Genomic DNA, 23493 nt, shown 5'->3' on the forward strand with positions numbered 1-23493 from the left:
GGTTCGTCCATCCCGGCCAGCGGGATGGAGACCTCCACCCTGCGCGCGCTCCGCGCCCTGATGAAGACCGCCGGGCTGGTGCCGGGAGCCGTGGCACGCCGCGCCGGGCTGAGCGAGACCGAGCTGAGCGCGCTTGAGGTGCTGGCCGACGCGCCCACGGGACCGGCCGAGCTGGCGCGCCACCTCGGCGTGACCACGGCGGCGTCGTCCGGGATCGTCGACCGGCTGGCGGCGCGCGGACACGTCGAGCGCCGCCCGCACGCCTCTGACGGAAGGCGCACCGACGTCGAGCTGACCGCGTCCGGGCGTGCGGAGGTGCTGGCGCACCTGATGCCCATGTTCGAGGGCCTCTACGAGCTGGACTCGCGGCTCACGCCGGAGGAAGCCGCCGTGGTCGAGGCCTACCTGCGCGAGGCGACCGCCGCGCTCCGGCGCCTGCTCTGATCCGACGTCGGTCCCGAGCAGGCGACTCGAGTCCGGTCAGTCGAGGGCGGAGCCCTCCGCGTAGGCCGCGAAGGGGAGATTCCAGTCGCCGTAACCGTTGTCGAGGGTCATCGGACGGTCGGTGCCGGTGTACTCGACGACGTCGCCGCGCTTGGAGATGTTGTAGATCCAAGCGGCGTCCGCCGTGGACATGCCGGTGCAGCCGTGGGAGACGTTGGCATAGCCCTGGCTGCCGACCGACCACGGTGCAGCGTGGAGGAACTCGCCGGAGTAGGTGACGCGCATGGCGTACTCGACGTCGTCGATGTCGTAGGCCTCGGCGGAGCCGGCCGCGATGCCGACGGTCTCGGAGTTCATCCGCTTGGTGCGGAACTTCTCGATGATGACCTTCACCCCGGAGCGGGTGGTGAAGCCGGGCTTGCCGGTGGTGATCGGCGTGGTCCTGGCGAGGGTGCCGTTGATGAAGGTCTGCATCTGGTGGGTCTGCGCGTTGACCTTCGAGATCACCGCGTCACCCACGTGGAAGGACACCTGGCGGCTCTCCTGGCCGTAGACGCCCCTGCCGGCCGGCACGGAGTTGACGTCCGCGTCGACGGTGACGTCGGTGCCGGCCTTCCAGTACGTCGCCGGGCGCCAGTGCACCTCGTAGTCGCTCATCCAGTGCCAGGCGCCCTTCTGACGGGGCGTGCTCGTCACCTTCAGGTGCTTCTCGATCGAGGCCTTGTCGGTCACCGCCACGTCGAAGCTGACGATCACCGGCATGCCGACACCGACGGTCTCGCCGGCCAGCGGAGCCACCGACGGATAGGTCTGCTGGTCGAGGGTGAGGTCGACGGTCGAGAACCGCGAGCTGCTGCGCTTCACCTTGCCGTCGGAGCGCTCCGCGACCGAGCGCACGGTGTACGTCGTGCCGGGCTCCAGCCGCTCGCTGGCCGTCCATGACGAGCCGTCGGGGGAGAGGTCGCCGGGCAGCTGTCCGGCGGGGGAGCTGACCTTGACGCTGCGCAGGAGGCCGTCGGTGGCCGTCACCTCGACGGTCCGGTCGACCGACACGGCGGTCCGGTCAGGGCCGACCCGGGTGACCACGCGAACAGGGTCGGGCGTGTCCACCGCAGGCGCTTCGCCGACGTCCTCGCCCACGACTCGATCGTCGGCGGGGGAGTCGGGGCCGCCGCTGGCGCTCGTGCAGGCCGTGAGCGCCGAGGTCACCAGCAACAGCGAGGTGAACCCGAGGACGGCGCGTGAGGCCCGGAGACGGCGTGCGGACATGCGGGAGGTTCCCCCTGAGATGTGCGGAGCGAGCGTGGTCGACTCCCTCAAGGGTAAAGGCCGGGGCACGCGCACCGCGAAATGACGACGCGCGCCCACCCGATCGGGTGAACGCGCGCCGGTCGACCTCGACCTGCTAGCGGAGCTGCTCGTCCTCCACGGTGTGGAACCGGTGGCCGTCGAACTGGTGGCCGTCGGCCGGGTGCCCCTCCATCGGCGCCTGGAGCTCGTGCTCGTGCTCCGCGTGGTGGTGGGCCTCCTCGAGCTGCTCCTTGGTGGGCTTCTGGATGTTGTTGGCGTACATCGCCGCCGACAGCCTGGCCCGCACCTTCTGCACCCGAGAGCCCGGGGCCACGACCCCGTTGGCGTCGGTCTCCGACTCGACGGAGTAGACCTCGTCGCGCTCGCGGGCGGTGAGGGTGTAGGCCTGCGCCTCGGGCAGCGGCAGGTGCTTCTCGGAGTAGCCGCCCTCCGGGGAGCGCATGATGACGCCGGTCTCGTAGCCGTGCAGCAGCTTCTGCTCGTCGTGGCGCTGCAGCGAGATGCACCACCGGTAGGTGATCGCGAACGCGATCGCCGGCCCGACGAACACCGCGGCTCGGTTGAAGTAGGTGATCTGGTTGATGCTCAGGTCGAAGAGGATCGCGATGATGTCGTTACCGCCGGCCATCCACAGCAGACCGATGAACGTCATCAGCGAGACCATCGTGGCGGTGCGGAACGGCGCGTTGCGCGGGCGTTGGAGCAGGTGGTGCTCGCGCTTGTCACCGGTGATCCAGGACTCGATGAAGGGCAGCGCGATCAGGACCTGGAGCATCACCACGGGCAGGATGATGATCGGGATCAGCACGTTCCACGGGATCGTGACGGCCGGCAGGCCACCGGGCCCCGTGAAGAGGTGTGACTCCCACCCGGGCATGATCCGCAGCGCGCCGTCGGGCCAGCCCATGTACCAGTCGGGCTGGGATCCCGCCGTCACCTTCGACGGGTCGTAGGGACCGTACTTCCAGATCGGGTTGATCGAGACCAGCGCACCCATCAGGGCCGTGACGCCGAAGACGATGAAGAAGAACCCACCGGCCTTGGCGGCGTAGATCGGCAGCAAGGGGTAGCCCACGACGTTCTGCTCGGTCTTGCCGGGGCCGGGCCACTGGGTGTGCTTGTGGTAGACGAGCAGCACCATGTGGAGGCCGACCAGGGCCAGCAGGATGCCCGGGATGAGAAGGATGTGCACGGCGTAGAGACGCGGGATGATCGCTTCGCCCGGGAACTCGCCGTCGAAGAGGAAGAACGACATGTAGGTGCCGATGACCGGCTGGGACTTGATGAACCCGTCGGCGGCGCGGATGCCGGTGCCGGAGAGCAGGTCGTCGGGCAGGGAGTAGCCGGTGAAGCCCTCGAGCATGCCCAGGATGAGCAGCAGGCAGCCGACCACCCAGTTGAGCTCACGCGGCTTGCGGAACGCGCCGGTGAAGTAGACGCGCATGAGGTGCACGAACATGGCCGCGATGAACAGCATCGCCGCCCAGTGGTGCATCTGCCGCATGAGCAGACCGCCCCGGACGTCGAACGAGATGTGCATGGTCGAGGCGAAGGCCTCGGACATGTGCACGCCGCGCAGCTCGTCGTAGGAGCCCTGGTACTCGATCTCGCCCATGCTGGGGTTGAACCACAGAGTCAGGAAGACGCCGGTCAGCAACAGGATGACGAACGACCAGAGCGCGATCTCGCCGAGCATGAAGGACCAGTGGTCCGGGAAGACCTTGCGGACCTGCTTCTTCATCGCCGAGGCGAGACCGAGGCGCTCGTCGGCCCAGTTGGCCGCCGCGCCGACCTTGCTCGGCTTGGTGGCGGTCGCCGCCGAGGTCTTGTTGCTCGTGGCGACCTTGCTGGTGTCGATACGTCCGCTCATGATCAGCTCCCGTCCTCGGGCAGGGTGTCCCGCTCCCAGAAGCTGGGTCCTACCGCCTCGATGAAGTCGGACTGCGCGATGAGGTAGCCCTCGTCGTCGAGCGCCAGTGGCAGCTGGGGGAGCGGACGGGCCGCCGGACCGAAGACGACCTTCGCGCTGTCCGCGAGGTCGAACGTGGACTGGTGGCAGGGGCACAGCACGTGGTGCGTGGTGCGCTCGTAGAGGGAGATCGGGCAGCCGACGTGCGTGCAGATCTTGGAGTAGCAGAGCACCCCGTCGACGGTCCAGTTGTCGCGTCCCTTGCCGTGGATGATGTCGCCGGGCTCCATCTTGACGAGGATCACCGAGCCCTTGGACTTGGCGACCTGGAGGTCGACGCCCTCGTAGAGCGGCTCGCCCTCCTCGTTCTCCTCGTAGAGCGACATCGGCTGGCCGTTGACCAGGCTGCCGATCTCCATGTCGGCCGGACGGATCGGGGTGCCGAGCACGTCGACCGCCACGCGCATGCCCTCGGTCCAGGGCGTGTGGTAGAGCGAGTCGCCGGGCAGCGGTCCCAGGTCGCGCAGAGCCAGCACCGGGGTGATGCCGACCAGCCCGAGCGCCCCGAGGAGCGTGTTGCGGATCAGGGGGCGACGGGCGATACCGGAGTCCTCGGCGCCCTGCAGCACGTCGGCGACGACCTTCTCGCGGTCCTCGTCGGACGAGCGGCCGGGGTGGCGCATCTCGACGATCTCGTGGTCGTTCATCAGCTTGCGCGCCCACTGGATCATGCCGATGCCGATGGCCAGCAGCGCGCCACCGAGGGTCAGGCCGAGGGCGAGGGTCGACGCGCCCAGGCCGCCGACGGTGTCGTGGTTGTCGGCGATGTCGAAGACGAAGTAGGACACCGCGAACCCGACCACGCAGAGCATCGCGAAGACGAACAGCCCAGCGATCTGGCGCTCGGCGCGCTTCTCGGCCGCCGGGTCGATGTCGGTGGGCCGGTAGACGTGCGCCGGCAGTCCGGGGTTGGCGATGGGCTCCTCGACGACGGCGGACGCGGCGTCGTGGCGCTTCTCCAAGGTGGTGTCGTCGCTCATGCCTGGTCCTCTCCGGCCGCCGCCTTGGTCTTGCGGGTGGTCCGAGTGGTGTGGGCTGCGATCCAGACGGCGAAGCCAACGAGGGCACCGATGCCGCCCAGCCAGGCGACCATGCCCTCGGCCACGGGGCCGTAGCCGCCGAGGCCGAATCCGCCGTAGGACGGGTTCTCGTCGATCGAGTTGAGGTAGGCGATGACGTCGCGCTTGGCCTCCGGCGTCATCGTCCCTTCGGAGAAGGTCGGCATCTGCTGCGGTCCGGTCAGCATCGCCTCGTAGATGTACTTGGGCTCGACGCCGCGGATCTTCGGAGCGTGGCCGCCGCGCGGCATCGCGCCGCCGGAGCCCTCGAAGTTGTGGCAGGCGGTGCAGTTGGCCAGGAAGATCTGGCCGCCGCGCACGATGGCCTCCTGCTTCTCCTCGTCGGTCATGCCCTCGAGCGAGTACTGAGCCGAGCTCGGGATCGCCGGGCCGACGCCCAACGAGGCGACGTACGCCGCCAACGCCGCGACCTCCTCGTCGGAGTAGGCGACCTCCTTCTGGGGCGCCTGCTGGCCGGGCTGGGCCATCGGCATCCGGCCGGTGCCGACCTGGAAGTCGACGGCCGCCGCACCGACACCGACCAGGGGCGGGCCGAAGTTCTGGCCGTTCTGGTCGCGCTGGCCCTCGCCGTTCTGGCCGTGGCAGTAGGAGCATCCGACCAGGAACAGGTCGCGGCCCTTGGCGACCAGCTCGGCGTCGCTCGTGGCCTGCTCGGCTTGGGCGGGGGACAACGCGGAGTAGACCGTGCCGGTCGCGAGCAGGGCGAACAGCATCAGGACGAAGCCCGCGAGCCGGCTGCGACGGTGCCGGGACACCCGCCGAGCGGTTCGGTTCAGGAGGCGCACTCTGGGTCCAATCGGGTCTCGGTTGCTTCGGTGGCTACTTGATGAGGTAGATCGTGGCGAAGAGGGCCACCCAGACCACGTCGACGAAGTGCCAGTAGTAGGACACGACGATGGCGCTGACCGCCTGCTCGTGGGTGAACTTCTTGGCGACGTAGGTGCGGCCGAGCACGAACAGGAAGGCGATCAGCCCTCCGGTCACGTGCAGTCCGTGGAAGCCGGTGGCGAGGTAGAACATCGTGCCGTAGGCCGAGTCGGGGATGGTCATGCCGTGGTGCACGAGCTCGGCGTACTCCAGCGCCTGGCCGCCGATGAAGATCGCGCCCATGACGTAGGTGAGGCAGAACCACTCACGCAGGCCCCAGCCGCCGACGTAGGCGATCGAGCCGGAGCGGCCCACCTGGCCACGCTCGGCCGCGAAGACGCCGAGCTGGCAGGTCACCGACGAGAGCACCAGGACGATGGTGTTGCCCGTGGAGAACGGGACGTTGAGCAGATCGGTCTGCTCGGCCCACAGGTCGGGGCTGACCGCGCGGATCGTGAAGTAGGCCGCGAACAGCGCGGCAAAGAACATGAGCTCGCTGGACAGCCAGATGATGGTGCCCACGCTGACCATGCTCGGGCGGTCGTGGTGCCCGTGGAGCCGGGACGCCGGGATCGCTGTCGTTGTCGCCACGGGACTCATTATGTCGGTCCTGACCGACAAGGCCACCCCGACCCCCGGCGACGGGGCACCTTATTCTCGATCACGTGATCCGAGCGTCCCTCGCGGCGGTCCCGGACCTGCCGGAGCTCACCTGGGGACGGGTGTTCACGACCTGGGGCCTGGAGCCGTTGCTCTTCGTCCCCACCGTGTGGGTGGCCGGCGCGTACCTGGTCGGCGTGGCGGTGCTGCGCCGCCGCGGCGACCGCTGGCCGGTGGGACGCACGGTGTCGTTCGTGGCCCTCGGGATCGGGGCGTTCCTCTTCGTCACCTGCTCCGGCGTCGGCGCCTACGACACCACCCTGCTGAGCGTGCACATGGTCCAGCACATGGTGCTGTCGATGTTCGTTCCGATCGCGCTCGCGCTGGGGGCGCCCGTGACGCTCGCGCTGCGCACCCTGCCGGCGCGGCCGCGCCGCTGGCTCCTCGTCGTGCTCCACTCCCGGCTCGCGAAGGTGCTGTCCTTCCCGCCGCTCACGCTGGCGCTGTTCGTGGTCTCGCCCTGGGCGCTCTACTTCTCGGGTTGGTACGACGGCACGCTGTCCTCGCCGTGGGTCCACGACATGACCCACGTCCACCTGGTCCTCGTCGGCTGCCTCTTCTTCTGGCCGCTGGTGGGGATCGACCCGGTTCCGGGGCGCGTCGGCTACCCCTTCCGCATCCTGATGGTGCTGATGACGCTGCCCTTCCACGCGTTCCTGGGGGTGACGATCATGGGGCAGACGACGCTCATCGGCGGCGCGCACTACGAGGCGCTCCGCGACGGACCGATGGGGGCCTGGCTGCCGACCGCTGCCGACGACCAGCACCTCGCGGGCGGGGTCCTGTGGGCCTCGGGCGACCTCGTCGGGGCGCTGCTCTTCCTCGTGCTCTTCACCCAGTGGGTGCGCTCGTCCTTGCGGGAGGCGGTCCGGGAGGACCGCCGCCTCGACCTGATCGAGGCGCGCGAGGCGCGCCGGACCGGGACGCAGGTCGACGACCCCGAGCGGTAGCATCGCGGCCGTGAGTGACGCGACCGCCCGCACCAAGCCTCTGAAGGTCCTGGTCTACAGCGACGACGTGTCGACCCGCGAGCAGGTCATCCTCGCTCTGGGCCGCCGCCCGCACCCCGACCTCCCCGAGCTGGAGTACGTCGAGGTCGCGACCGAGCCCGTCGTGATCCAGAACATGGACGCCGGCGGCATCGCGCTGGCCATCCTCGACGGCGAGGCGGTCCCCGCCGGGGGCATGGGCGTCGCCAAGCAGCTGAAGGACGAGATCTACCAGTGCCCGCCGCTCCTGGTGCTGACCGGGCGGCCGCAGGACGCGTGGTTGGCCACCTGGTCGCGTGCGGACGCCGCGGTGTCGCACCCGATCGACCCCATCCGACTGGCCGACGCGGTCGTGGCGTTGCTGCGCTCACGCGTGCCCGCCACCACCTGACGGGCCCGTGAGATGGCTGGCGCGATGAGTCTGGCGAGATGACGAGCTGGCCCGACGTCCTCGGCGCCCTGGTCGGCGGGCACGACCTGTCCGAGGGGCAGGCCGGCTGGGCCATGGGCGAGATCCTCGGGGGTGACGCGACCCCCACGCAGATCGCCGGCTTCGCCGTGGCCCTGCGCGCCAAGGGCGAGACCATCGAGGAGGTCACCGGTCTCGCGGAGGCGATGCTCGGCGCCGCCAACACCATCCACGTGCCGGGCCGCCTGCTCGATGTCGTCGGCACCGGCGGCGACCGGTCGATGTCGGTCAACATCTCGACGATGGCGGCGATCGTCGCCGCAGGCGCCGGTGTCACAGTGGTCAAGCACGGCAACCGGTCGGCGTCGTCGCAGGCCGGGTCCGCCGACGTGCTCGAGGTGCTCGGCGTCCGCCTCGACCTGCCGCCGGCGCGCGTGGGCGAGGTCGCGACCGAGGCGGGCATCACCTTCTGCTTCTCGGCGGCCTTCCACCCCGCGATGCGCTTCGCGGCGGTGCCGCGTCGCGAGCTCGGCATCGCCACGACGTTCAACATCCTCGGCCCCCTCACCAACCCTGCCCGGCCGGCCGCACAGGCGATCGGCTGCGCGGACCCCCGGCTGGCCCCGGTGATGGCGGGCGTCTTCGCCGGACGTGGCGTCGACGCCTGGGTGTTCCGCGGCGACGACGGGCTCGACGAGCTCACCACGACCACGTCCTCGTCGGTCTGGACTGTGCGCGCCGGTCAGGTGGCGCAGGAGTCCCTCGACCCGGCTTCGCTGGACATCCGCCCGGCGACGGCCGCCGACCTGCGCGGCGGCGACGCCGAGCACAACGCGGGCGTCGTACGACGGGTCCTCGACGGCGAGCACGGGCCGGTCCGCGACGCGGTGCTGCTCAACGCTGCCGCCGCGCTGGCCGTGCACGAGGCGGGCGAGGGCGACCTCACCGAGCGGGTGGCCGCGGGGCTGGCGCGGGCGCGCGAGTCGGTCGACTCCGGGGCCGCCGCGGCGTTGCTCCGGCGCTGGGTCGCCGCGACCTCGTCGTGACCTCGTGCTGGGCCGTCAGGGCTCCAGGTCGAGCACGTAGCGCCCGCCCTCACGCCGGAAGCCGACGTCGAGACGGTCGTAGTAGGGCGAGACCATGCCGGGCGGCGTCTCGACCCGCCGGAACCCTCGGTCGCGCAGCCGTGGCCACCGTCGCCAGACGAACTCGCCGGGGGAGAAGTCGCGGTAGCGCGGCGTGACGTAGTCGAGCACCACGCGGGCGACAGCCGGATCCCTGTCGTCGGCCCGCAGCAGCACGACGCCGACGGTCTCGTCACCGCGCTGGACCTGGAAGGCCAGGTCGTCGGCCCGCGTGCCTCCCCAGGCGGGGAAGTAACGTTCGAGGTCGAGCTCGTGCACGTGGAGGAAGTGCTGGTAGTACGCCTCGTCCGAGCCCACCTGCAGCACCTCGAACGATGCCTCGTCGTGCCGCGCCCTCAAGAGACCGCGGATCATCCACAGGTTGATGCACGTGGTGGCGATGTTCATGCCGACCATGGGCCAGACGCCGACCAGGGCGTTGAAGGCGATGAGGCTGGCGGACGCCGCCAGGTTGAGCAGCCGGAAGCGCAGGATCCGGGTCTGCAGCAGCGAGACGATCAGCAGGGCGCTGCCGGCCCAGCCGAACGCGTCGAGCCAGTGGTCACGCAGGAAGTCCACCGGCGCAGGCTACTGGCGAGTGGCAGCGCGCGACGCAACGGACTCTGATGAGTCTTGCCTCGCCGTTGTCAAGAGGCAGGCGAAAGTATGGCCGATCGGACAATTGTCGATCGATGCCCGGACAGCCGCGTGCCTGGCTGGTGAAGATGTTCACGAGCCCGGGGGGGCCAAGGTGGCTTCCCCATATCTACTCAGTGGGGGGAACCACAATGCTTGACTACCTTCGTGTCCTCGTGGACGCACACAAGGCCCGCCTCGACGAGCGCGGTGCCTCCGCCGTCGAGTACGGCCTCCTGATCGCCGGCATCGCCGCGCTCATCGTCGCCGTCGTCTTCCTCTTCGGTGGCGCACTCAGCAACATCTTCAGCGACACCTGCGACTCGATCGGCGCCAGCTCGGGCAACACCTGCTGACCATCCGGGGCAGACATGTCAGCCGCGTCACCTGTTGGGTGACGCGGCTGAATGCGTTTGTCCGCGGACTGTGAAAGTGCAGCGTGACCAACGTGCCCAGCGCGTCCCCATGGCCGAACCAGCGTCATCCGGCCTTGGTAGGCGGTCGGCATGTGATGTTCAGCGTCAAGCGCACCGTTTTCCGCTGCGGCTATACAGCGACGGACTCGTACACCCGGGTCAGCAGCCGTTCCTCAGGGAATGCACGCACAGTCGTATCGAATCCGTGGGCCGTAAGAAGGCCGGGCAGGTCGGTTCCCAGTCGGTCACGACCGGGATCTCCGCGCCGGGGTCGTCCATGTGCATCACGATCTTCGGAGCGTCGACTGCGTCCGGGACTGTAAATACGGGTCGGCCACCGCGACGTAGCAACCGGCGGATCTCGTCGAATGCTGCCCCCGGATCGGCGACGTGCTCGAAGACCTCGCTGGTGAGCACCAGTCGAATCTGGCGCCTGCGAAGGCGAGTCGTTGCAGGTCTTGGCGTACAACGCCGCCCTGGCCGATCGACCGCGTCTTCTACGTACGCCGACAGCACGGTCGAGCCCCGCCCGCCTATCGGGTTCCCGTGAAGGTCGTGAAGGTCTCGGCCTGGTAGGCATCTGCACCTTAGCGTGGGGCCAGGCGATCCGCGCGAGCATCCTCATGCGGTATGACCGGCGGCACCAGGCGCAGAACCAGTTGTCGCGGGTCAGGAAGTCGCTCTGGTACCTCTCCGGGTAGGGCCTGCTGCGGAAGAGCGCGACTTGAGCCGGATCGACAAGCCGCAGAAACGTTGACTTGCGTCCACACGAATCGCCGATGCCGACGTGGAGCGCTCTGATCAGCTCTTCGCGCCGCACGAGCATCGCGGGGAGTCTGAGCAGCATACCGGTGCGCACACTCACATCCTCTGGGGGCAGTGCGAGCTACCGGTCCGGGTGACTGTCGCCGAGATCCCGGGGTCGTTTGGTGCTCAAACGCGGGTGCGTCCCTCGGACAAACGCGCCAATCCCAGGTCGAAGAGGATGTTGAGGGCATTGATGTTCGACTGGCCCCGGGACCGCGAGTAGTCGGTGTAGTCAATGGTGACGGGTACCTCGACGTGCCGCAGTCGATGGTGCGCGATCTGGTTGAGCAGCTCGCTGGCGTGTGCCATCCCAGCCTGCGTAAGGCTAATACGCTGCGCAGCGTATCTGCTGAGAACCCGTAGCCCGTTGTGCGCATCCGTTAGGGCGAGGCCGGTTGTGGCCCTGGTGAACCCGACCGCGGCCCGCAGGACCGCGCGGCGAGCCGCTGTCATCCCACTGGAGGTACTCTCGAGGAACCGAGAGCCGAGCACGATGTCGACTCCCGACGTCCTTGCGACTTCGACCATGCGGTCTGCGTCGGCGACCCTGTGCTGCCCGTCAGCGTCGAACGTCACGATGTACTTGGTGCGCCCATCGTCGAGGGCGAACGTGACGCCGCTCTGCAGGGCTGCGCCCTGTCCCAAATTGCTCGGGTGCGTGACCACCCGGGCTCCGGCTGCCCTCGCGAGCTCGCCGCACTTGTCCGTGCTGCCGTCGTCGACGCAGATCACGTGCTCGAAGCTGCACCGCAACCCAGCGACGACGTCGCCAATGACGGCGGCCTCATTGAGCATTGGGACGACGACCGTGGTGTCCTCGTTAAGGGCAGGCGGTTGCACGACAACACGTTAGAGCGATGTGGCGGCCAGCGGGGGCGTTTTGACCTAGTCTCGACGTGCACCCTTCCAGACAGGTTCGGAGTCGAGATGGTCCTCATCCTGGTGAAGGTCGCGCTGGTTGCGGCGATCGCGCTGGCGGGCATCCTCGCCCTGCGAGGAAGCCGCCGCGCCTATCACAAGGTCGTGTGGCGCGTCCTCCTCCTTCTCGTGATGCTGGCCGGAGGACTCAGCGTGATCTTCCCCGATGCACTGACGGAGATCGCAAACGCCGTCGGGATCGGCCGAGGCGCCGACCTCTTGCTGTACGTCACGGCAGTCACCTTCATGTTGGTTTCGGTCTCGCTCTTCCGCAGGCTTTCAGGGCTCGAGCGGCGTTACGTTGAGCTCGCACGCCAGGTCGCGTTGACAGACGCGAGGCTCGCGCAGCCAGACGAACTGGGCGCTCATACGCCTAAGGGAACGGCGTGACCCACGCCGACATCTCGGTCGTGCTGCCTGTGCACCGTGGCGTGGTGCCGGCTCACCTTGAGCGGGCACTCCGGAGCATCGCGGAGCAGACGGCCCTTCCGCGGGAGGTGATCCTGGTCGAGGACGGTCCGCTGGACTCCGGTCATGACCTGGCCATACGCAGGGTGCGTCTGCCAGGTCTCAAGCGCATCAGGCTGGAGGTCAACCAAGGCGCGGGCGTCGCCAATCAAGCCGGTCTAGAGGCAGCTTCATCCACCTGGATCGCGAAGTGCGACGCCGACGATGTCAATGTGCCTGACCGGTTCGAACGGCAGTTCGCCGTGGTGACGGAGACCGGTGCCGAACTTTGCGGGAGCGCCATGCTCGAATTCGTCGGGGCCGAGAGCGACGTGCGGAACTACCGGGCTACTCCGCTCACTCACGAAGCAATCGTGAGGCGGCTTCCCGTCAACAACCCCATCAACCACCCGACGGCCTTCTTCAACCGCGAGGTCGCGCTGAGAGTGGGCGGCTACCCAGAGTGGCGATACATGCAGGATTACGGTCTCTTCATGCGTCTGGTTTTCGGCGGCGCACGCATGGTCAACCTGCCCGAGCCTCTTGTCCTTTTCAGATCGGGGGAGCAGTTCACGCGTCGACGGCGTTCAACGGGAGTACGTCAGTGCGAGCGGCACGTCCAACGGTCGCTCCACGAGCTAGGTTTCGTGTCGGCACCCCGCATGTGGTTCAACCTCGCATGGCGACTCGCCTTTCGCAGGCTACCTGCTCCGATCCTCGCTCTGGTCTACAAGCGCATGCTCTCGCAGTCAGCGTCGCCTCACCGCGACTTATCCCGGCGGAAGATGCGGGGCGCGATTCCAGCGGCCAGCCCACCCGAACGCAGCACGAACTTCCAGTAGCCGAGGATCCTGTTCTGGTAGGCGGTCTCGCTCTCTCCACGCAGCGCGAGTCGAAGTGGCCATCGGACGAGCCTGTGACCGCGGGGCATGATGCGACCGATGGCGGCCACTGACGAGCCGTCCGGGAGTCGTGCCGCGACCGCGCCATCGGGGCCGCCCGCTCTTACGCCTGCGAAGTACAGGTCGAATGAAGTCGGCACGTACCAGAACCGGCTGGCGGTGAACCAGTCGTCGAGAGGGAAACCGCTGAAGTCCCGCTCCGTCAGGTTTTGGTAGTAGTCGGAGCCCACGAACTGCGTGCCTGGGCTCATGCTTGGCTGGGTCCGTTGAGTGCCGTGCTCGGGGCGTCCGCGCGAGGCGCAGGTGAAGGTGACCAGGCCTCCTGGTCGAGTCAACCGCACCATGTTGGCAAAGGTCTCGCGCCAGTGCGGATCGTGCTCGAAGCACTCAGTCGACAACGTGATGTCATAGGTGCCGGTCGCGTCGACCACCTCGTGACCGAATCCGATCCGATCGACGCCGGGACCTTCTACGAGGTCGACGCCGACGTGTTCAGAGGCCGCGGCGAAGGTGCGACGCACCGAGCCATTGACGTCGTAGGACCCGATCTCGAGAACCTTCGCATCCTTGATGAGCGCGACGTTCTCGCGCGCCACGATCGAGAGGAACGCTTGTTGCTCTGGGTGACTCACGTGGGGATGTTCGCATTTCGCCGACGAGCCTGCTGGCAGAACACGACGTGCGGTGCCTGCGGAGGGATACGATGAGCAAGTGGGACGTGCCTCGCGACCGGCACGTCGCAGCGGCCTGGTTGCCAGGCTCGACTTGACGGCGGACCCGCAGTTATCGCCGGTGCCAAACGTCGTCCTGAGTTTCACGGGTGTCGTTGCTCAGGGCGTCGTGCGTCTCATCTACAGCCTCCTCATCGCTGCCAACTTCGGACCGGCGGTGCTCGGCGATGTCAACAGCCTCATTGCGCTGGTGATGTTCGCGGCGATGCTATGGCCGACAGCCGTTGCCATTGCCGCGAGCAAGTACGTCGCGCTTGCTCGCGGTGCCGGAGACGACGAACGCGTGGACGCCGTCGCGACGCACCTGGCGTGGAAGATCGCCATTACCAGCGCCGCGCTGGCGGTCGCAACGGCGATCGTGGCCGTCTTGTTGCTGAGCGCATCAGCTGTGGACACCGCGCTTTCCTCACTGCTTGTGGTGACCTATTCCGCGTACGGCTATGTCCGCGGAGTTGGCTACGGAGCTGCGCAGATCGCCCGCGCCACCGTCCTAGACCTTGTCTCGTCCTCGATCGCAATCCTTGGCCTGGTAGCAGTCCTCGCGGCGGGCTACGACGCGCTGGTGCTGCTGCCGCTCGCAGTCGGTTACGGGGTGTACGCCGCTTGCAACTGGCCACGCCTCGGCGGAGCGCAACTCTCGGAGGACGTGGTCCGCGAGATCCGGAGCTTCACCGCCTACGGCGTGCTCGGAGTTCTCGCGGGAACTGGGCTATCGCAGATGGCCATGCTGATGGCCCGCGTGGCTCTCGGGGCGTCCGATGCCGGGCAGCTCGCGGCCGCTCTGTCGCTAGCGACGCCGACTGCGATGCTCGGCAGCGCGATCGCCTTGGTGTTCTCGCCAGCGCTGGCCCGTCTGGTGGGACGGGGCGAAAGCGCGACCGCGACGCACCACACCGACCTCGCCACCCGAGCGTTGAATTCGGTGATGGTGGCGTGCTTCGGTGTGCTGATCCTCATGTCCGACGAGCTCATCGTCCTCTTATATCCTCCGGGCTACGAAGAGGCCGCGTCGCTGCTTCCGCTCTTGCTAGCGGCCGGATTGCTCCCGTCCGTAGCAACCGGCGTTGTGGCGCACCTGCTCGTCGCGCACCCTGGAGGGCAGCGCATCTTTGCCGCGTGCAACGTGGCTGCGTTAGTCGCAGCGGTCACAGTTTCGGGTTGCCTGCTCGCCACGCTCGGCGGCTTGTGGGCCGTCGCGATTGGCTACCTGGTCGGCGGGCTGCTTGTAGGCAGCCTTCCTCTGGTGATCGTCTGGCGCCGAGAAGGCTTCGCGTGGGGAGAGGTTATCGCCAAGATGGCGGTGGGAAGCGCCCTCGTGTCCTTCGGCCTGTGCCTCGAGCGCACGACCCTCACGTCGACCACGGAAGGTTTGGCGGTGTCGGCCGCTTTCCTCGCCCTCTGGCTGGTGGCGTGCCGCCGCGATCTCGCCAGGGCATATCCGTACCTCACACGGAGGGGCGGCTGATCGTCACCAGCCCTCAGCGCGAGCCCGTCTGGCCCAGTAGCGCAATCCCTCGTACTTGACGCGTGCGATCTCGCCGCGGCGTCGATGGCTGCCGGTCGTAGCATGCTCCCCGTGCCTTAGCCGGATCTCAGGCACGTAGCGGACCTCACCGCCGAGGCGCTCGACCTCGGCGCCCAGCCACAGTTCCTCTCCAAACAACTTGAAGGGGTAGGTCAGGGCGCCACCGGCGCTGAAGAAGAGTGCGGTGAGGACGATGCAGCTGCCGTGCCCCGCCCAGACGCTCTCACCGGCGCGGCCCGGTTTCGGCAGCGTAGCCCCGTGACCGTTGCGACGGAGCACAGCAAGGTCGGCGGCGCGGGGGAACCGGTGCAAGGCGGCGAGCAGGCGAAGGCGTTTGGCGGAGGGTCGCCGTCGGAGCATCGGATTCTGGTCACGCCTGAGTGCTCCGATGATGCTCGGTGCGATCCACATCGCGGTGGGGTAGTGCTCTGCCGCGACAGTGATTTCCGCAAGGCACTTGGGACCTGCCACCAGGTCCGCGTTCGAGATGACAACAGGGCCGCCCCTCAATCCGAACTGCTCGACGGCGCGGGCGGCTGCCGGCAGGTAGCCAGGGTTGTCCGGGTAGTCCGCGATCGTGACAAGCCCATCATCCAGCAGATCGTCCAGCCGACTGGTGGCCTCATCGGCATCGCCCGGCTTGTTGCACGCGACGACGACCCGCCAGGTCGACCTGGCCACTCCCAGCGACTCGATCAACGCCGCAGCATCAGGTACGCCGCCGTAGGTCACGACAATCCACGTCGGCGGAGCGCTTGGCCCACGCTCACTCATGCGGCGCACGCAGCAGCGCCACGTTGTCTTCATCGCGCTCGACCATGGTCCAGTCGAGATGCTCCTGCAGGGCATAGGCCAGCGCACTCTCTGGGCGGAGCAGGGCGACTTCTGCGCCGGTCTCTTCGACCATGTGATCCCAGCCCGGCTGTACGGCGATGATGTCGCTGTTGCGCTGCAGTTCGGCTGTCGTGAATGTGTCGCCGTACCCGTGTGTCACCAGGTCAACCTGCGGATAGGCCCACATGAGGTAGCCGCCCCACTCCCAGTCGTTCAGGACGACCGTGCCGGCCGGCATCGCGGTGAACTCGCTGTCGATCCAGTCCGGCGTCGCGCCCCCGCGCACGTTCGTCCCGGGCACCAGCACCGCCAGTAGCGCCACGCAGCCGACCAGCGCGCCCGCGACGGTCAACTTCTCCCACCGCTGAATCGGCTGAGGAGCCAGGTAGGGCGCAAGGCTCGCCGCGAGCAGCGGGGTCACGATGGCTACAGCGACAGGAAGGGTGCGGATCGAGTAGAGCGTGGCGCCGGCGGCAAGGGCGAGGAAGCCGATCTCGCCCCACGGCAGGGCGACCGGTCGACGAAGGCGCAGGAAGATGGTGGCGGCGACCATCGTTGCGGTGAGGTAGGACATGGAGTTGCCGAAGTCGGGTGACGACCATTCGCTGAAGAACTTGGAGTTCTGGCCGACGCTCAACACGGCGCCATACAGCGCCGGACCCAGCGGAGTGACGGCAGCCGCGACGGCGCAGGCAGCGGGCACTCCGAACAACGTCAAGCGGGCGCGGACGGAATGCTGACGCTCGAGCAGTGCGCCCGTGGCCCCCACGAGGCCGATCACGATCGCGAGCGGCCACATCCCGTGGGACACAGCCCAGACCCACGTCAGCGGGACCAGCCACCAGCGCGGTCGGCCATCGCGCTGCGAGTCGCGCCATGCCACGGTGAAGACGACGACCAACAAGTAGCTGAGGACTTGGGGCCGCGCGGACAAGGCAGGCTGCGTGGCCGCCAAGGCGAGCACGGTGATGGCCGCCGCCGCCAGCGCCGACGCGTCACGCCGGGCGGCGATGTAGATCGCTGCGGCGAAGGCGAGGAACCACACCCCGGCGAGCACGGCCACTCCGTCGAGCCCGAGGTTCTGCTCAGTCCACGCCATCAGTTCCTGGGACGCCCATTGCGTAGGCAGCCATTCGTTGGTCGCGAACGTGGTGACGGAGCCCGGGTCGCGCAGGCCCCACTCGCCGGTAAGGAACTCGTGACCGAACCTCAGGTGGAAGAAGGTGTCCGGGTTCACCAGCGGCTGCAGCGCGTACTTCACCATGGCCAGACAGGTTCCGACGAAGACCAGGACCGGAATGACCCGAAGGGCGCGCCGGGTCAGGTCCTCACGAGGCGGAGGCGGGACCGCCGCGCCAGGAGTCACGGTGGCCTCCCGCTCGAGGCGGCTCCCGGCGGTTGCCGGGGGCATGCTGTTCACCTCATTCACTGACCAATCGTGACGGCTTGGCCTCCGGCCAGTGGGTTGCCACGCAGATCTTTGATCTTCGTCGTGGCGTGCAGGACGTAGGTCCCGGGCTTGAAGCGCTTCTTCACGTCGACGATCGCCTTGGTCTTCTTCTTGTTGATGGTGACCTTGGCCTTCATCGGCTTCTTCTTGCCCTCCGGCGTGATGTAGAGCGACTTCTTGGTCACGCCCTTCACAGCCTCGCTGAACTTCACGTAGACCAGTGACTTAGGCTTGAGCTTGTCGCGCGGAGGCTTGACCTTGACGATCGTCGGGGCTGTCGCGTCCACCTTGAAGACGCCATTTGCGCTGGTGCCGAGCACTTGGCCGGCAGTGTCCTTGGCGATGACCCGCCACATGTAGTCGGCTGTGCCCAGCGCCTTGACGGGCGCGTGGGCCGTCGCGGTCGTAGCCACGGAGAGCACGCTCGTCGAGGTGTTGCTGCGTACCTCGAGCACGTACGACGCTGCGCCGGCCACTTCGGTCCACTCGAAGAGCGGGCCAGCGCTCGGCTGCCAGGAGTTCCCGGGGGCCAAGAGCTGCGGCACACTGCCTAGCGAGGTGAAGCGCATCGTCTGCGACCACGGGCCGATGTTGCCGTCCGCGTCGGTGCGCCGCACTCGCCAGGTGTACGGGGTGTCACTTGCCGGCACCGCCTGGTTCCAGGCGTAGGCCGCAGTCTTGACCGTGGCGGAGAACACTCGGTTCACCGTCGAGAAAGCGGCGTCGTTGTTCCTGTAGACCTCGAGCGTGTACGACTGGGCGTAAGGCTGAGCCGCCCAGGTGAAAGGGACCGTTCCGGGCGCCGCTGCTCCATTGCCTGGAGAGGTCGGGACAACCGCCGGGCTCGACTTCACGATGCTGGTCACTCCCGTCGACCACGGCAGGCCGAACAGCCCATTGTCGAGGGCTTGCACCCTCCAGTGCAGCGTCCCCTCGGGGTACAGGGACGTATACGCCGTGTAGGTGGTCTGGTCGACGACGGCGGTGTCGATGACGTTCGAAAACGTCGAGTCCGTCGCAACCTGGAGGCGATACTGACGGGCGGACTGATTGCCGGATTCGCCCTGCCAGATCGTTGCCTGGTTGGTCGTGAAGTAGTCCTCCCAGTGGAAGGTGATTTCGGTTCCCGCGGGATCACTGCTCGACAGGCCAGCGACGGCAGGGGAAACCTTACGGAACTGCTTCACGCCTGGGAGCCCGTCGACAGACCGCGGGTCCGGACCACAGCCTGTCGGCAGGTCAGCAGAACCAGTACGGCACGGGACGACGTACCAGTAGTAGCTGCCACCGGCTGAACTCTCCCGGAGAGCACCCGTGAAGGCGAGGCGTGACCGGGTCGTCACGGTGTTGGCGGCGATGTTGGTGAAGTCCGCGTCCTCGGACACGAGCACGCGGTAGTACTTGGCGTACTGCTGGGCGTCCCAGTCGAAGACGGGCGTCGTCGACAGAATGCCGCAATCGTCGAGAGTGCACCCGCCGGGGACATCGAGGCGGCGACCGCCAATGGCGATCTGGGTGCCGTCGACGGGGCTGAAGGGAGTGTCTGGCGGCGCGGCGTCGACGGTAGGTGCCGCGTAGGTGAACGCTTGACCTGCCGAGTAGAGCCCGAGGATCGCGGTGCTGCCGCTTTGAGCGTTGTCGAGGGGGCGGACCCGCCACCAGTTGACGCCGTTGTCGAGGTGGCACGGGTGCGGGTCGTCTGGGTCATGCGGACCCGGGAAAATGGTGTACGTGGTCAGCGCGGTCGTGCAGGTCCGGACGTCGGTGGAGAAATTCTCGTCGTCGGCCATCTGGATCTCGTAGCTGCTGGCGTGAGCGACTGGGGTCCAGTCGAGGTATGGCTCGTCGGATGGCATCGTCGCAGGGCTTCCGGCGCTGCCGATGGGGAAGTTGGCGACGGGACGGTCTGGCCAGTTGCGTCGGAAGCCGTTGACCGACGTCGTCCAGGGCGTGGCTTGGCCGAGAGCATCGAAGCCGCGCACGCGCCACCAGTACTGGTTGTTGGGCAGACTCTGTGGACGTGAGTAACGCGTGCCGAGGATGTTGGACCTCGATTCGATGACGTTCGTGAAAGCCGCATCCAGGGCGACCTCGACTTGGTAGTAGCGGGCGCCGTTGACGGGGTTCCAGTCGAGAACGACGTCCTGCAGCGTGAAGTCAACGCTGTTGGGCGGGTAGGTCTGCCCCGGAGCGGGTAGCGCGGCGATTGAGAAACTGCTAGTGGCTGACGGCACGGACGCGATCCCGGCGGCCTTGGATGCGATGACTCGCCAGTAGTAGTCACCTACCGCCAACGGGTCGGGGGCGACCAGCGAGGTCGTCTTCGTGGTGTAGCTCTTCGCACCGATGAAGTCGGCATCTCCGTCCAGTTGCACGGTGTACGACGTGGCGCCCTGGGCTCCCTCCCATCGCAGCAGCGGCGGACTGTCTGGTTGCTGAAGCACCGCGCCGTTGCCCGGCGCGGACGGGACTGGCACGCCGACCGGACTGACGCTGAGGTTGCCCCCACTCCACGACGACGTGGTCGAGCCGGCTGTTGCACGAACTCGCCAGAAGTTGGCGCCCGGACGCAGTGCCGTTGTCGGAACAACTCGGAAGTTGACAGTCGAGACGCTGAACTCCGGCGAGGCGAAGCTTGCGTCGTTGTCGACCTGCACTTGGTACCCGCTAGCGCCCTTGACCTTGACCCACGACAGGATCGGAGTGCTGGAGTTCTTGTTGGCCACCGACAGCCCGCCCGGCGCCGCGAGTGCAGCCGCCTGTGCGGCAGGCGCGAGCGGCGCGAGCAAAGACAGTGTGGTTGCGGCCACGAGGCCTGCGAGCGAGGTGGCGCGAAGGCCCGAGCGTCGAAGGGTCACGCGCAGAGGGTAAGTGGCGGCGTGGCCTCAGGACTCGCGAACGGTAAAACTTTCACACCCGAATTGTCAGGGGTGTTTTGGCGGCCCGACTCTTAATCGAGGCCCAGCGAGAAGGCTGATTCGAGGTCGTGTCGGGAGTACGCCCGGAAGGCGATGTGCGTCTCTGTGGAGGTCACGCCCGGGACCTTGTTGAGCCGGTCGGCGACGACTGCAGCCACGTCGTCGTGCGCCCGGACCCGCACCAGCGCGATCAGGTCGATCTGCCCGGTGACGGAGTAGACCTCGCTGACCCCGTCAAGAGTGGCGATCTCCTCGGCGACCTCGGGGATACGGGCGACGTCGGCCTTCACGAACACGATGGCGGTGATCACGCGAGTCACCCTATCGAGGATCGTGCTGTATCCGAACGAGCATCAGGGACGGTGCACGACGGGCAGGCCCCGCCGCTCGTCGAAGGGCACGAGAGAGAGACGCGAATGGTTGACCGCGTCGTGCAAAGCCAGGTGGCGGGTGGCGCCACGGACGGGGCAGCACCACACCCCCTCGACCGAAACGAGGCGGACTCCTGGCGACTCCAGCCACCGGAGCACCTTCTCCGACTCCTCGGCGGTGGCGGCCGGCACCGGGCCTGGGGCCGACGCCACCGTCTCGGCGGACTTGCGCAGTCCCTCGACGTAGGTGTGCGCGTCGGTGCCAGCCGGGATCACGCCTGCGGCTGCCAGCCGACCGTGCCGTACGACATGCACCGCCCACCTGCCGTCGTCCTCGCGACGGGCGCCGACGATCTCCGGGCAGCTGGTCAAGGCGCTGAGCCGCTGCGTGCGGGCTGCGGCACGCAAGAACGCGCTGAGCCGGTCGCGGTGGACTTGCGCCTCCTCGAAGCGCTCCTCGTCGGCCAGCCGGAGCATGCGCCGCTGCAGCACCTCGACGACGTCGTCGGGGTCATGGACGAGGCTGTCGCGCAGTGATCGCACGACGGCGGCGTAGGACGTCAGATCGGTCGAGCCGTCGCAGGGGGACAGGCACCTGCCCATCTCGGCGAGCACGCACGGTGTCCGCGACGGTTGTCGTGACAGGTGGTCGCTGCACTGGCGGACAGGAAAGGCCTCATGCAGGGCCGCGAGGCACTTCTCGGCGGTCTTGCGGCTCGCGAACGGCCCTAGGTAGTCGGCGTCGTCGTCGATGACGCGGCGCACGAGGGAGAGCCGCGGCCAGATCTCGCGCGTGAGCTTGAGGAAGTGGACCTTCTCGGGAAACCGGGACCGGCGGTTGTAGCGCGGCTTGTGCTGGGCGATGAGGCGCAGCTCGCGCACCTCCGCCTCGAGCGGAGTCGCGCAGACGACTCCGTCGACGCGGCTGGCGATGCCGACCATCTCGCCCATCCTCGAGCGTGTCTCGGACGCGGTGAAGTAGCTGCGCACGCGCGTGCGCAGGTCTCGGGAGGTGCCGACGTAGAGCACGCGCTCCTGATCGTCGCGGAAGAGGTAGACACCAGGGGCATGGGGGAGCCTCTCCGCCAGATGCCGCTTGCGGCGCTGCTCGGGAGTCACCCGAGACGAGAAGGTCTGCAGCTCCTCAAGGGTGTGGACGCCGACGCCGCCGAGCCGCTCCATGAGTCCGTGGAGCACGTCGACGGTCGCCCGCGCGTCGGCGAGGGCCCGGTGGTTGGGAGTCGTGCTGGAGTTGAAGACGCGGGCGAGGGACGACAGCTTGCAGTTGGGCGCGTCGTCTCGAGTGACCACGCGGCGCGCCAGGCGTGCGGTGTCGAGCACCTCGAACGTTGGCCAGGCGCGCCCCTGTGCGAGTGCGAAATGGCGGAGGAACCCCACGTCGAACTGCGCGTTGTGGGCCACGAGGACGGAGCCTGCCGCGAACTCTAGGAACGCGGGAAGTGCGGAGTCGATCGACGGTGCGTCCGCCACCATGGAATTGGTGATCCCGGTCAGTACCGCGATGAAGGCGGGGATGGGAGTGTGCGGATTGACCAGGGTCTGGAACTCGCCCAGCACTTCACCGGCACGCACCTTGACCGCGCCGATCTCGGTGATCATCGAGCCGCCCTCCGCTGAGCCGCCGGTCGTCTCGAGGTCGACGACGCAGAAGGTGATGTCGCGGAGCGGACGACCGAGCTCGTCTAAAGAGCGTTGAGCCTCCCACGTTGAGGCGGCACTCGCGACTCCGGTAACCATGGTCCGACGGTAGGAGCGAGCGCCGACAGCCATCGGCGCGACGCGCGGGCCGCAGTAGGTTGATGGAATGATCCCGGGTGTCGGTCAGCGCTGGAGGTGCGCGGGCTGCGGCAATCTCACTCGCTTTGACGTGACGCGATCGCGGCGAACGACGGAATACTGGCACTTTGACCTCGGGGGTGACCACGAGGTTGAGGACGTCAACCTCCTTGCCGAGGCGATCGAGTCGGTCCGCTGTCGCTGGTGCGGCCGGGAGGACGCCATCGAGCTCGTGGCGCACGCCGAGGTCTCCGACAGGCCGGACTGAACGCAGACGATCGATCAGAGACGACGCCGCGTTGCTTGCTGCTCAGCATGCATTTGCTCCCGAGTCGGCGGCCTAGCGCGATCGCCAGACAGTCAGCGCGAGCCTGGCGCAAACTCTCACGATGCGCCGCGTCCCAGCTCTTGACGGTCTACGTGGCATCGCCCTGATTCTAGTCGTCGTGACCCACTTCGACCGAGACAATCTAACTCTGGGTGGAGTCATGGGCGTGAAGATGTTCTTCGCGCTGTCCGGGTTTCTCATCATGACGCTCCTCCTGGACGAGCAAGCAGCAACGGCCGGGTGAGCCTTCGTCGGTTCTAGTGCGGCGAGCCGTGCGCCTCTTCCCAGCGCTGGTCTTCCTCGTGGCCGTGCTCGGCGCTATCACGCTCGCGGGGTTCTCTCTTGTCACCGCGAAATGGTGGCTGCAAACCTCGCGTGCGTCAGTAGCTGGTATCTCTTGGTCGCCAGCGGCGGATCGCTCGTGGGGGCCACTTGGTCACACGTGATCACTCTCGATTGAGGAACATTGCTACGTGTTGTGGCCGCCTCTCCTGTTGGCGGCTGCGACCCGGGGACCGCGGGCGATGCTCGTCCTCGCTGGCAGTTGCGCGGTCGTGTCGC

General features: G+C 67.7%; 24 protein-coding genes. 10 read left to right on the forward strand and 14 right to left on the reverse strand.

Going from position 1 to position 23493, the window contains the following annotated elements; translation table 11 throughout:
- Window positions 1-24 precede the first annotated feature (24 nt).
- Complete coding sequence (locus ABD295_RS03625; protein ID WP_344302252.1) at window positions 25-444, forward strand: MarR family winged helix-turn-helix transcriptional regulator; 420 nt, start codon at window positions 25-27, stop codon at window positions 442-444.
- Between the two features lie 36 nt (window positions 445-480).
- Here ABD295_RS03625 and ABD295_RS03630 read toward each other — a convergent pair whose 3' ends face one another.
- The 5 genes from ABD295_RS03630 to ctaE form a co-directional block, all read right to left on the reverse strand.
- The gene (locus ABD295_RS03630; RefSeq protein ID WP_344302253.1) at window positions 481-1713 is read right to left on the reverse strand and encodes a L,D-transpeptidase; all 1233 of its coding nucleotides are present in this window, start codon (window positions 1711-1713) and stop codon (window positions 481-483) included.
- A 136-nt stretch (window positions 1714-1849) separates the two neighbouring features.
- Window positions 1850-3625 (reverse strand): cytochrome bc1 complex cytochrome b subunit, encoded by a 1776-nt coding sequence (gene qcrB, locus ABD295_RS03635; RefSeq protein WP_344302254.1) that lies wholly within the window; start codon window positions 3623-3625, stop codon window positions 1850-1852.
- Between the two features lie 2 nt (window positions 3626-3627).
- On the reverse strand, window positions 3628-4704 hold the full coding sequence (qcrA, locus tag ABD295_RS03640; RefSeq protein ID WP_344302255.1) for a cytochrome bc1 complex Rieske iron-sulfur subunit: 1077 nt from the start codon (window positions 4702-4704) through the stop codon (window positions 3628-3630).
- Window positions 4701-5588 carry a cytochrome bc1 complex diheme cytochrome c subunit gene (qcrC, locus tag ABD295_RS03645; RefSeq protein ID WP_486348080.1) on the reverse strand — a complete coding sequence of 296 codons (888 nt, stop codon included), beginning with the start codon at window positions 5586-5588 and terminating at the stop codon, window positions 4701-4703. The genes qcrA and qcrC overlap by 4 nt, the downstream gene beginning before the upstream one ends.
- A 34-nt stretch (window positions 5589-5622) precedes the next feature.
- Window positions 5623-6270 carry an aa3-type cytochrome oxidase subunit III gene (gene ctaE / locus ABD295_RS03650; protein WP_344302256.1) on the reverse strand — a complete coding sequence of 216 codons (648 nt, stop codon included), beginning with the start codon at window positions 6268-6270 and terminating at the stop codon, window positions 5623-5625.
- Between the two features lie 65 nt (window positions 6271-6335).
- Here ctaE and ABD295_RS03655 point away from each other — a divergent pair, with 65 nt between their 5' ends.
- Genes ABD295_RS03655 through trpD form a run of 3 tightly spaced genes read left to right on the forward strand, consistent with a single transcriptional unit; the run spans window position 6336 to window position 8774 of the window.
- A complete protein-coding gene (locus ABD295_RS03655) occupies window positions 6336-7280 on the forward strand; it encodes a cytochrome c oxidase assembly protein (protein WP_344302257.1) in 945 nt (314 codons plus the stop codon).
- A 10-nt stretch (window positions 7281-7290) separates the two neighbouring features.
- Window positions 7291-7710: an Rv3143 family two-component system response regulator gene (locus ABD295_RS03660; protein ID WP_344302258.1), complete on the forward strand. Its 420-nt coding sequence runs from the start codon at window positions 7291-7293 to the stop codon at window positions 7708-7710.
- A gap of 38 nt (window positions 7711-7748) precedes the next feature.
- The gene (gene trpD / locus ABD295_RS03665) at window positions 7749-8774 is read left to right on the forward strand and encodes an anthranilate phosphoribosyltransferase (protein ID WP_344302259.1); all 1026 of its coding nucleotides are present in this window, start codon (window positions 7749-7751) and stop codon (window positions 8772-8774) included.
- 15 nt (window positions 8775-8789) lie between these two features.
- Here trpD and ABD295_RS03670 read toward each other — a convergent pair whose 3' ends face one another.
- On the reverse strand, window positions 8790-9431 hold the full coding sequence (locus ABD295_RS03670; protein ID WP_344302260.1) for a hypothetical protein: 642 nt from the start codon (window positions 9429-9431) through the stop codon (window positions 8790-8792).
- A gap of 233 nt (window positions 9432-9664) precedes the next feature.
- Here ABD295_RS03670 and ABD295_RS03675 point away from each other — a divergent pair, with 233 nt between their 5' ends.
- The gene (locus tag ABD295_RS03675) at window positions 9665-9844 is read left to right on the forward strand and encodes a Flp family type IVb pilin (RefSeq protein ID WP_344302261.1); all 180 of its coding nucleotides are present in this window, start codon (window positions 9665-9667) and stop codon (window positions 9842-9844) included.
- Window positions 9845-10063: 219 nt separating this feature from the next.
- Here the strand turns inward: ABD295_RS03675 and ABD295_RS03680 are convergent, their stop codons facing one another.
- Window positions 10064-10420 carry a methyltransferase domain-containing protein gene (locus ABD295_RS03680; protein WP_344302262.1) on the reverse strand — a complete coding sequence of 119 codons (357 nt, stop codon included), beginning with the start codon at window positions 10418-10420 and terminating at the stop codon, window positions 10064-10066.
- Between the two features lie 417 nt (window positions 10421-10837).
- Window positions 10838-11551 (reverse strand): glycosyltransferase family 2 protein, encoded by a 714-nt coding sequence (locus tag ABD295_RS03685; protein WP_344302263.1) that lies wholly within the window; start codon window positions 11549-11551, stop codon window positions 10838-10840.
- A gap of 87 nt (window positions 11552-11638) precedes the next feature.
- Here ABD295_RS03685 and ABD295_RS03690 point away from each other — a divergent pair, with 87 nt between their 5' ends.
- Both ABD295_RS03690 and ABD295_RS03695 read left to right on the forward strand, forming a co-directional pair.
- Window positions 11639-12019, forward strand: a complete 381-nt coding sequence (locus tag ABD295_RS03690; protein ID WP_344302264.1) for a DUF2304 domain-containing protein — start codon at window positions 11639-11641, stop codon at window positions 12017-12019.
- Entirely contained in the window at window positions 12016-12918 is a 903-nt protein-coding gene (locus ABD295_RS03695) for a glycosyltransferase (RefSeq protein WP_344302265.1), read from the forward strand. The genes ABD295_RS03690 and ABD295_RS03695 overlap by 4 nt, the downstream gene beginning before the upstream one ends.
- Here ABD295_RS03695 and ABD295_RS03700 read toward each other — a convergent pair.
- The gene (locus ABD295_RS03700) at window positions 12837-13574 is read right to left on the reverse strand and encodes a class I SAM-dependent methyltransferase (protein ID WP_344302266.1); all 738 of its coding nucleotides are present in this window, start codon (window positions 13572-13574) and stop codon (window positions 12837-12839) included. The genes ABD295_RS03695 and ABD295_RS03700 overlap by 82 nt on opposite strands.
- Window positions 13575-13689: 115 nt before the next feature.
- Between ABD295_RS03700 and ABD295_RS03705 the strand changes: the two genes are divergently transcribed.
- Window positions 13690-15174 carry a lipopolysaccharide biosynthesis protein gene (locus ABD295_RS03705; protein ID WP_344302267.1) on the forward strand — a complete coding sequence of 495 codons (1485 nt, stop codon included), beginning with the start codon at window positions 13690-13692 and terminating at the stop codon, window positions 15172-15174.
- Window positions 15175-15177: 3 nt separating this feature from the next.
- Here the strand turns inward: ABD295_RS03705 and ABD295_RS03710 are convergent, their stop codons facing one another.
- The 5 genes from ABD295_RS03710 to ABD295_RS03730 all read right to left on the reverse strand — a co-directional run bounded on the left by ABD295_RS03710 (window position 15178) and on the right by ABD295_RS03730 (window position 22565).
- The gene (locus tag ABD295_RS03710; protein ID WP_344302268.1) at window positions 15178-15966 is read right to left on the reverse strand and encodes a glycosyltransferase family 2 protein; all 789 of its coding nucleotides are present in this window, start codon (window positions 15964-15966) and stop codon (window positions 15178-15180) included.
- Between the two features lie 34 nt (window positions 15967-16000).
- A complete protein-coding gene (locus ABD295_RS03715; RefSeq protein WP_344302269.1) occupies window positions 16001-17497 on the reverse strand; it encodes a hypothetical protein in 1497 nt (498 codons plus the stop codon).
- Window positions 17494-20376, reverse strand: coding sequence for an Ig-like domain-containing protein (locus ABD295_RS03720; protein WP_344302270.1), 2883 nt, complete (start codon window positions 20374-20376; stop codon window positions 17494-17496). The genes ABD295_RS03715 and ABD295_RS03720 overlap by 4 nt, the downstream gene beginning before the upstream one ends.
- A gap of 92 nt (window positions 20377-20468) precedes the next feature.
- A complete protein-coding gene (locus ABD295_RS03725; protein ID WP_344302271.1) occupies window positions 20469-20747 on the reverse strand; it encodes an Lrp/AsnC family transcriptional regulator in 279 nt (92 codons plus the stop codon).
- A gap of 42 nt (window positions 20748-20789) precedes the next feature.
- Window positions 20790-22565, reverse strand: coding sequence for a DEDD exonuclease domain-containing protein (locus ABD295_RS03730; RefSeq protein ID WP_344302272.1), 1776 nt, complete (start codon window positions 22563-22565; stop codon window positions 20790-20792).
- Window positions 22566-22632: 67 nt separating this feature from the next.
- On the opposite strand from ABD295_RS03730, the gene ABD295_RS03735 reads away from it, so the two are divergent.
- Together ABD295_RS03735 and ABD295_RS03740 are read left to right on the forward strand one after the other, a co-directional pair.
- Entirely contained in the window at window positions 22633-22872 is a 240-nt protein-coding gene (locus tag ABD295_RS03735; RefSeq protein WP_344302273.1) for a hypothetical protein, read from the forward strand.
- A gap of 178 nt (window positions 22873-23050) precedes the next feature.
- Window positions 23051-23176 (forward strand): hypothetical protein, encoded by a 126-nt coding sequence (locus ABD295_RS03740; protein WP_344302274.1) that lies wholly within the window; start codon window positions 23051-23053, stop codon window positions 23174-23176.
- Window positions 23177-23493: the final 317 nt, after the last annotated feature.

It is taken from the genome of Nocardioides bigeumensis, assembly GCF_039531755.1.
GTDB lineage: Bacteria > Actinomycetota > Actinomycetes > Propionibacteriales > Nocardioidaceae > Nocardioides > Nocardioides bigeumensis.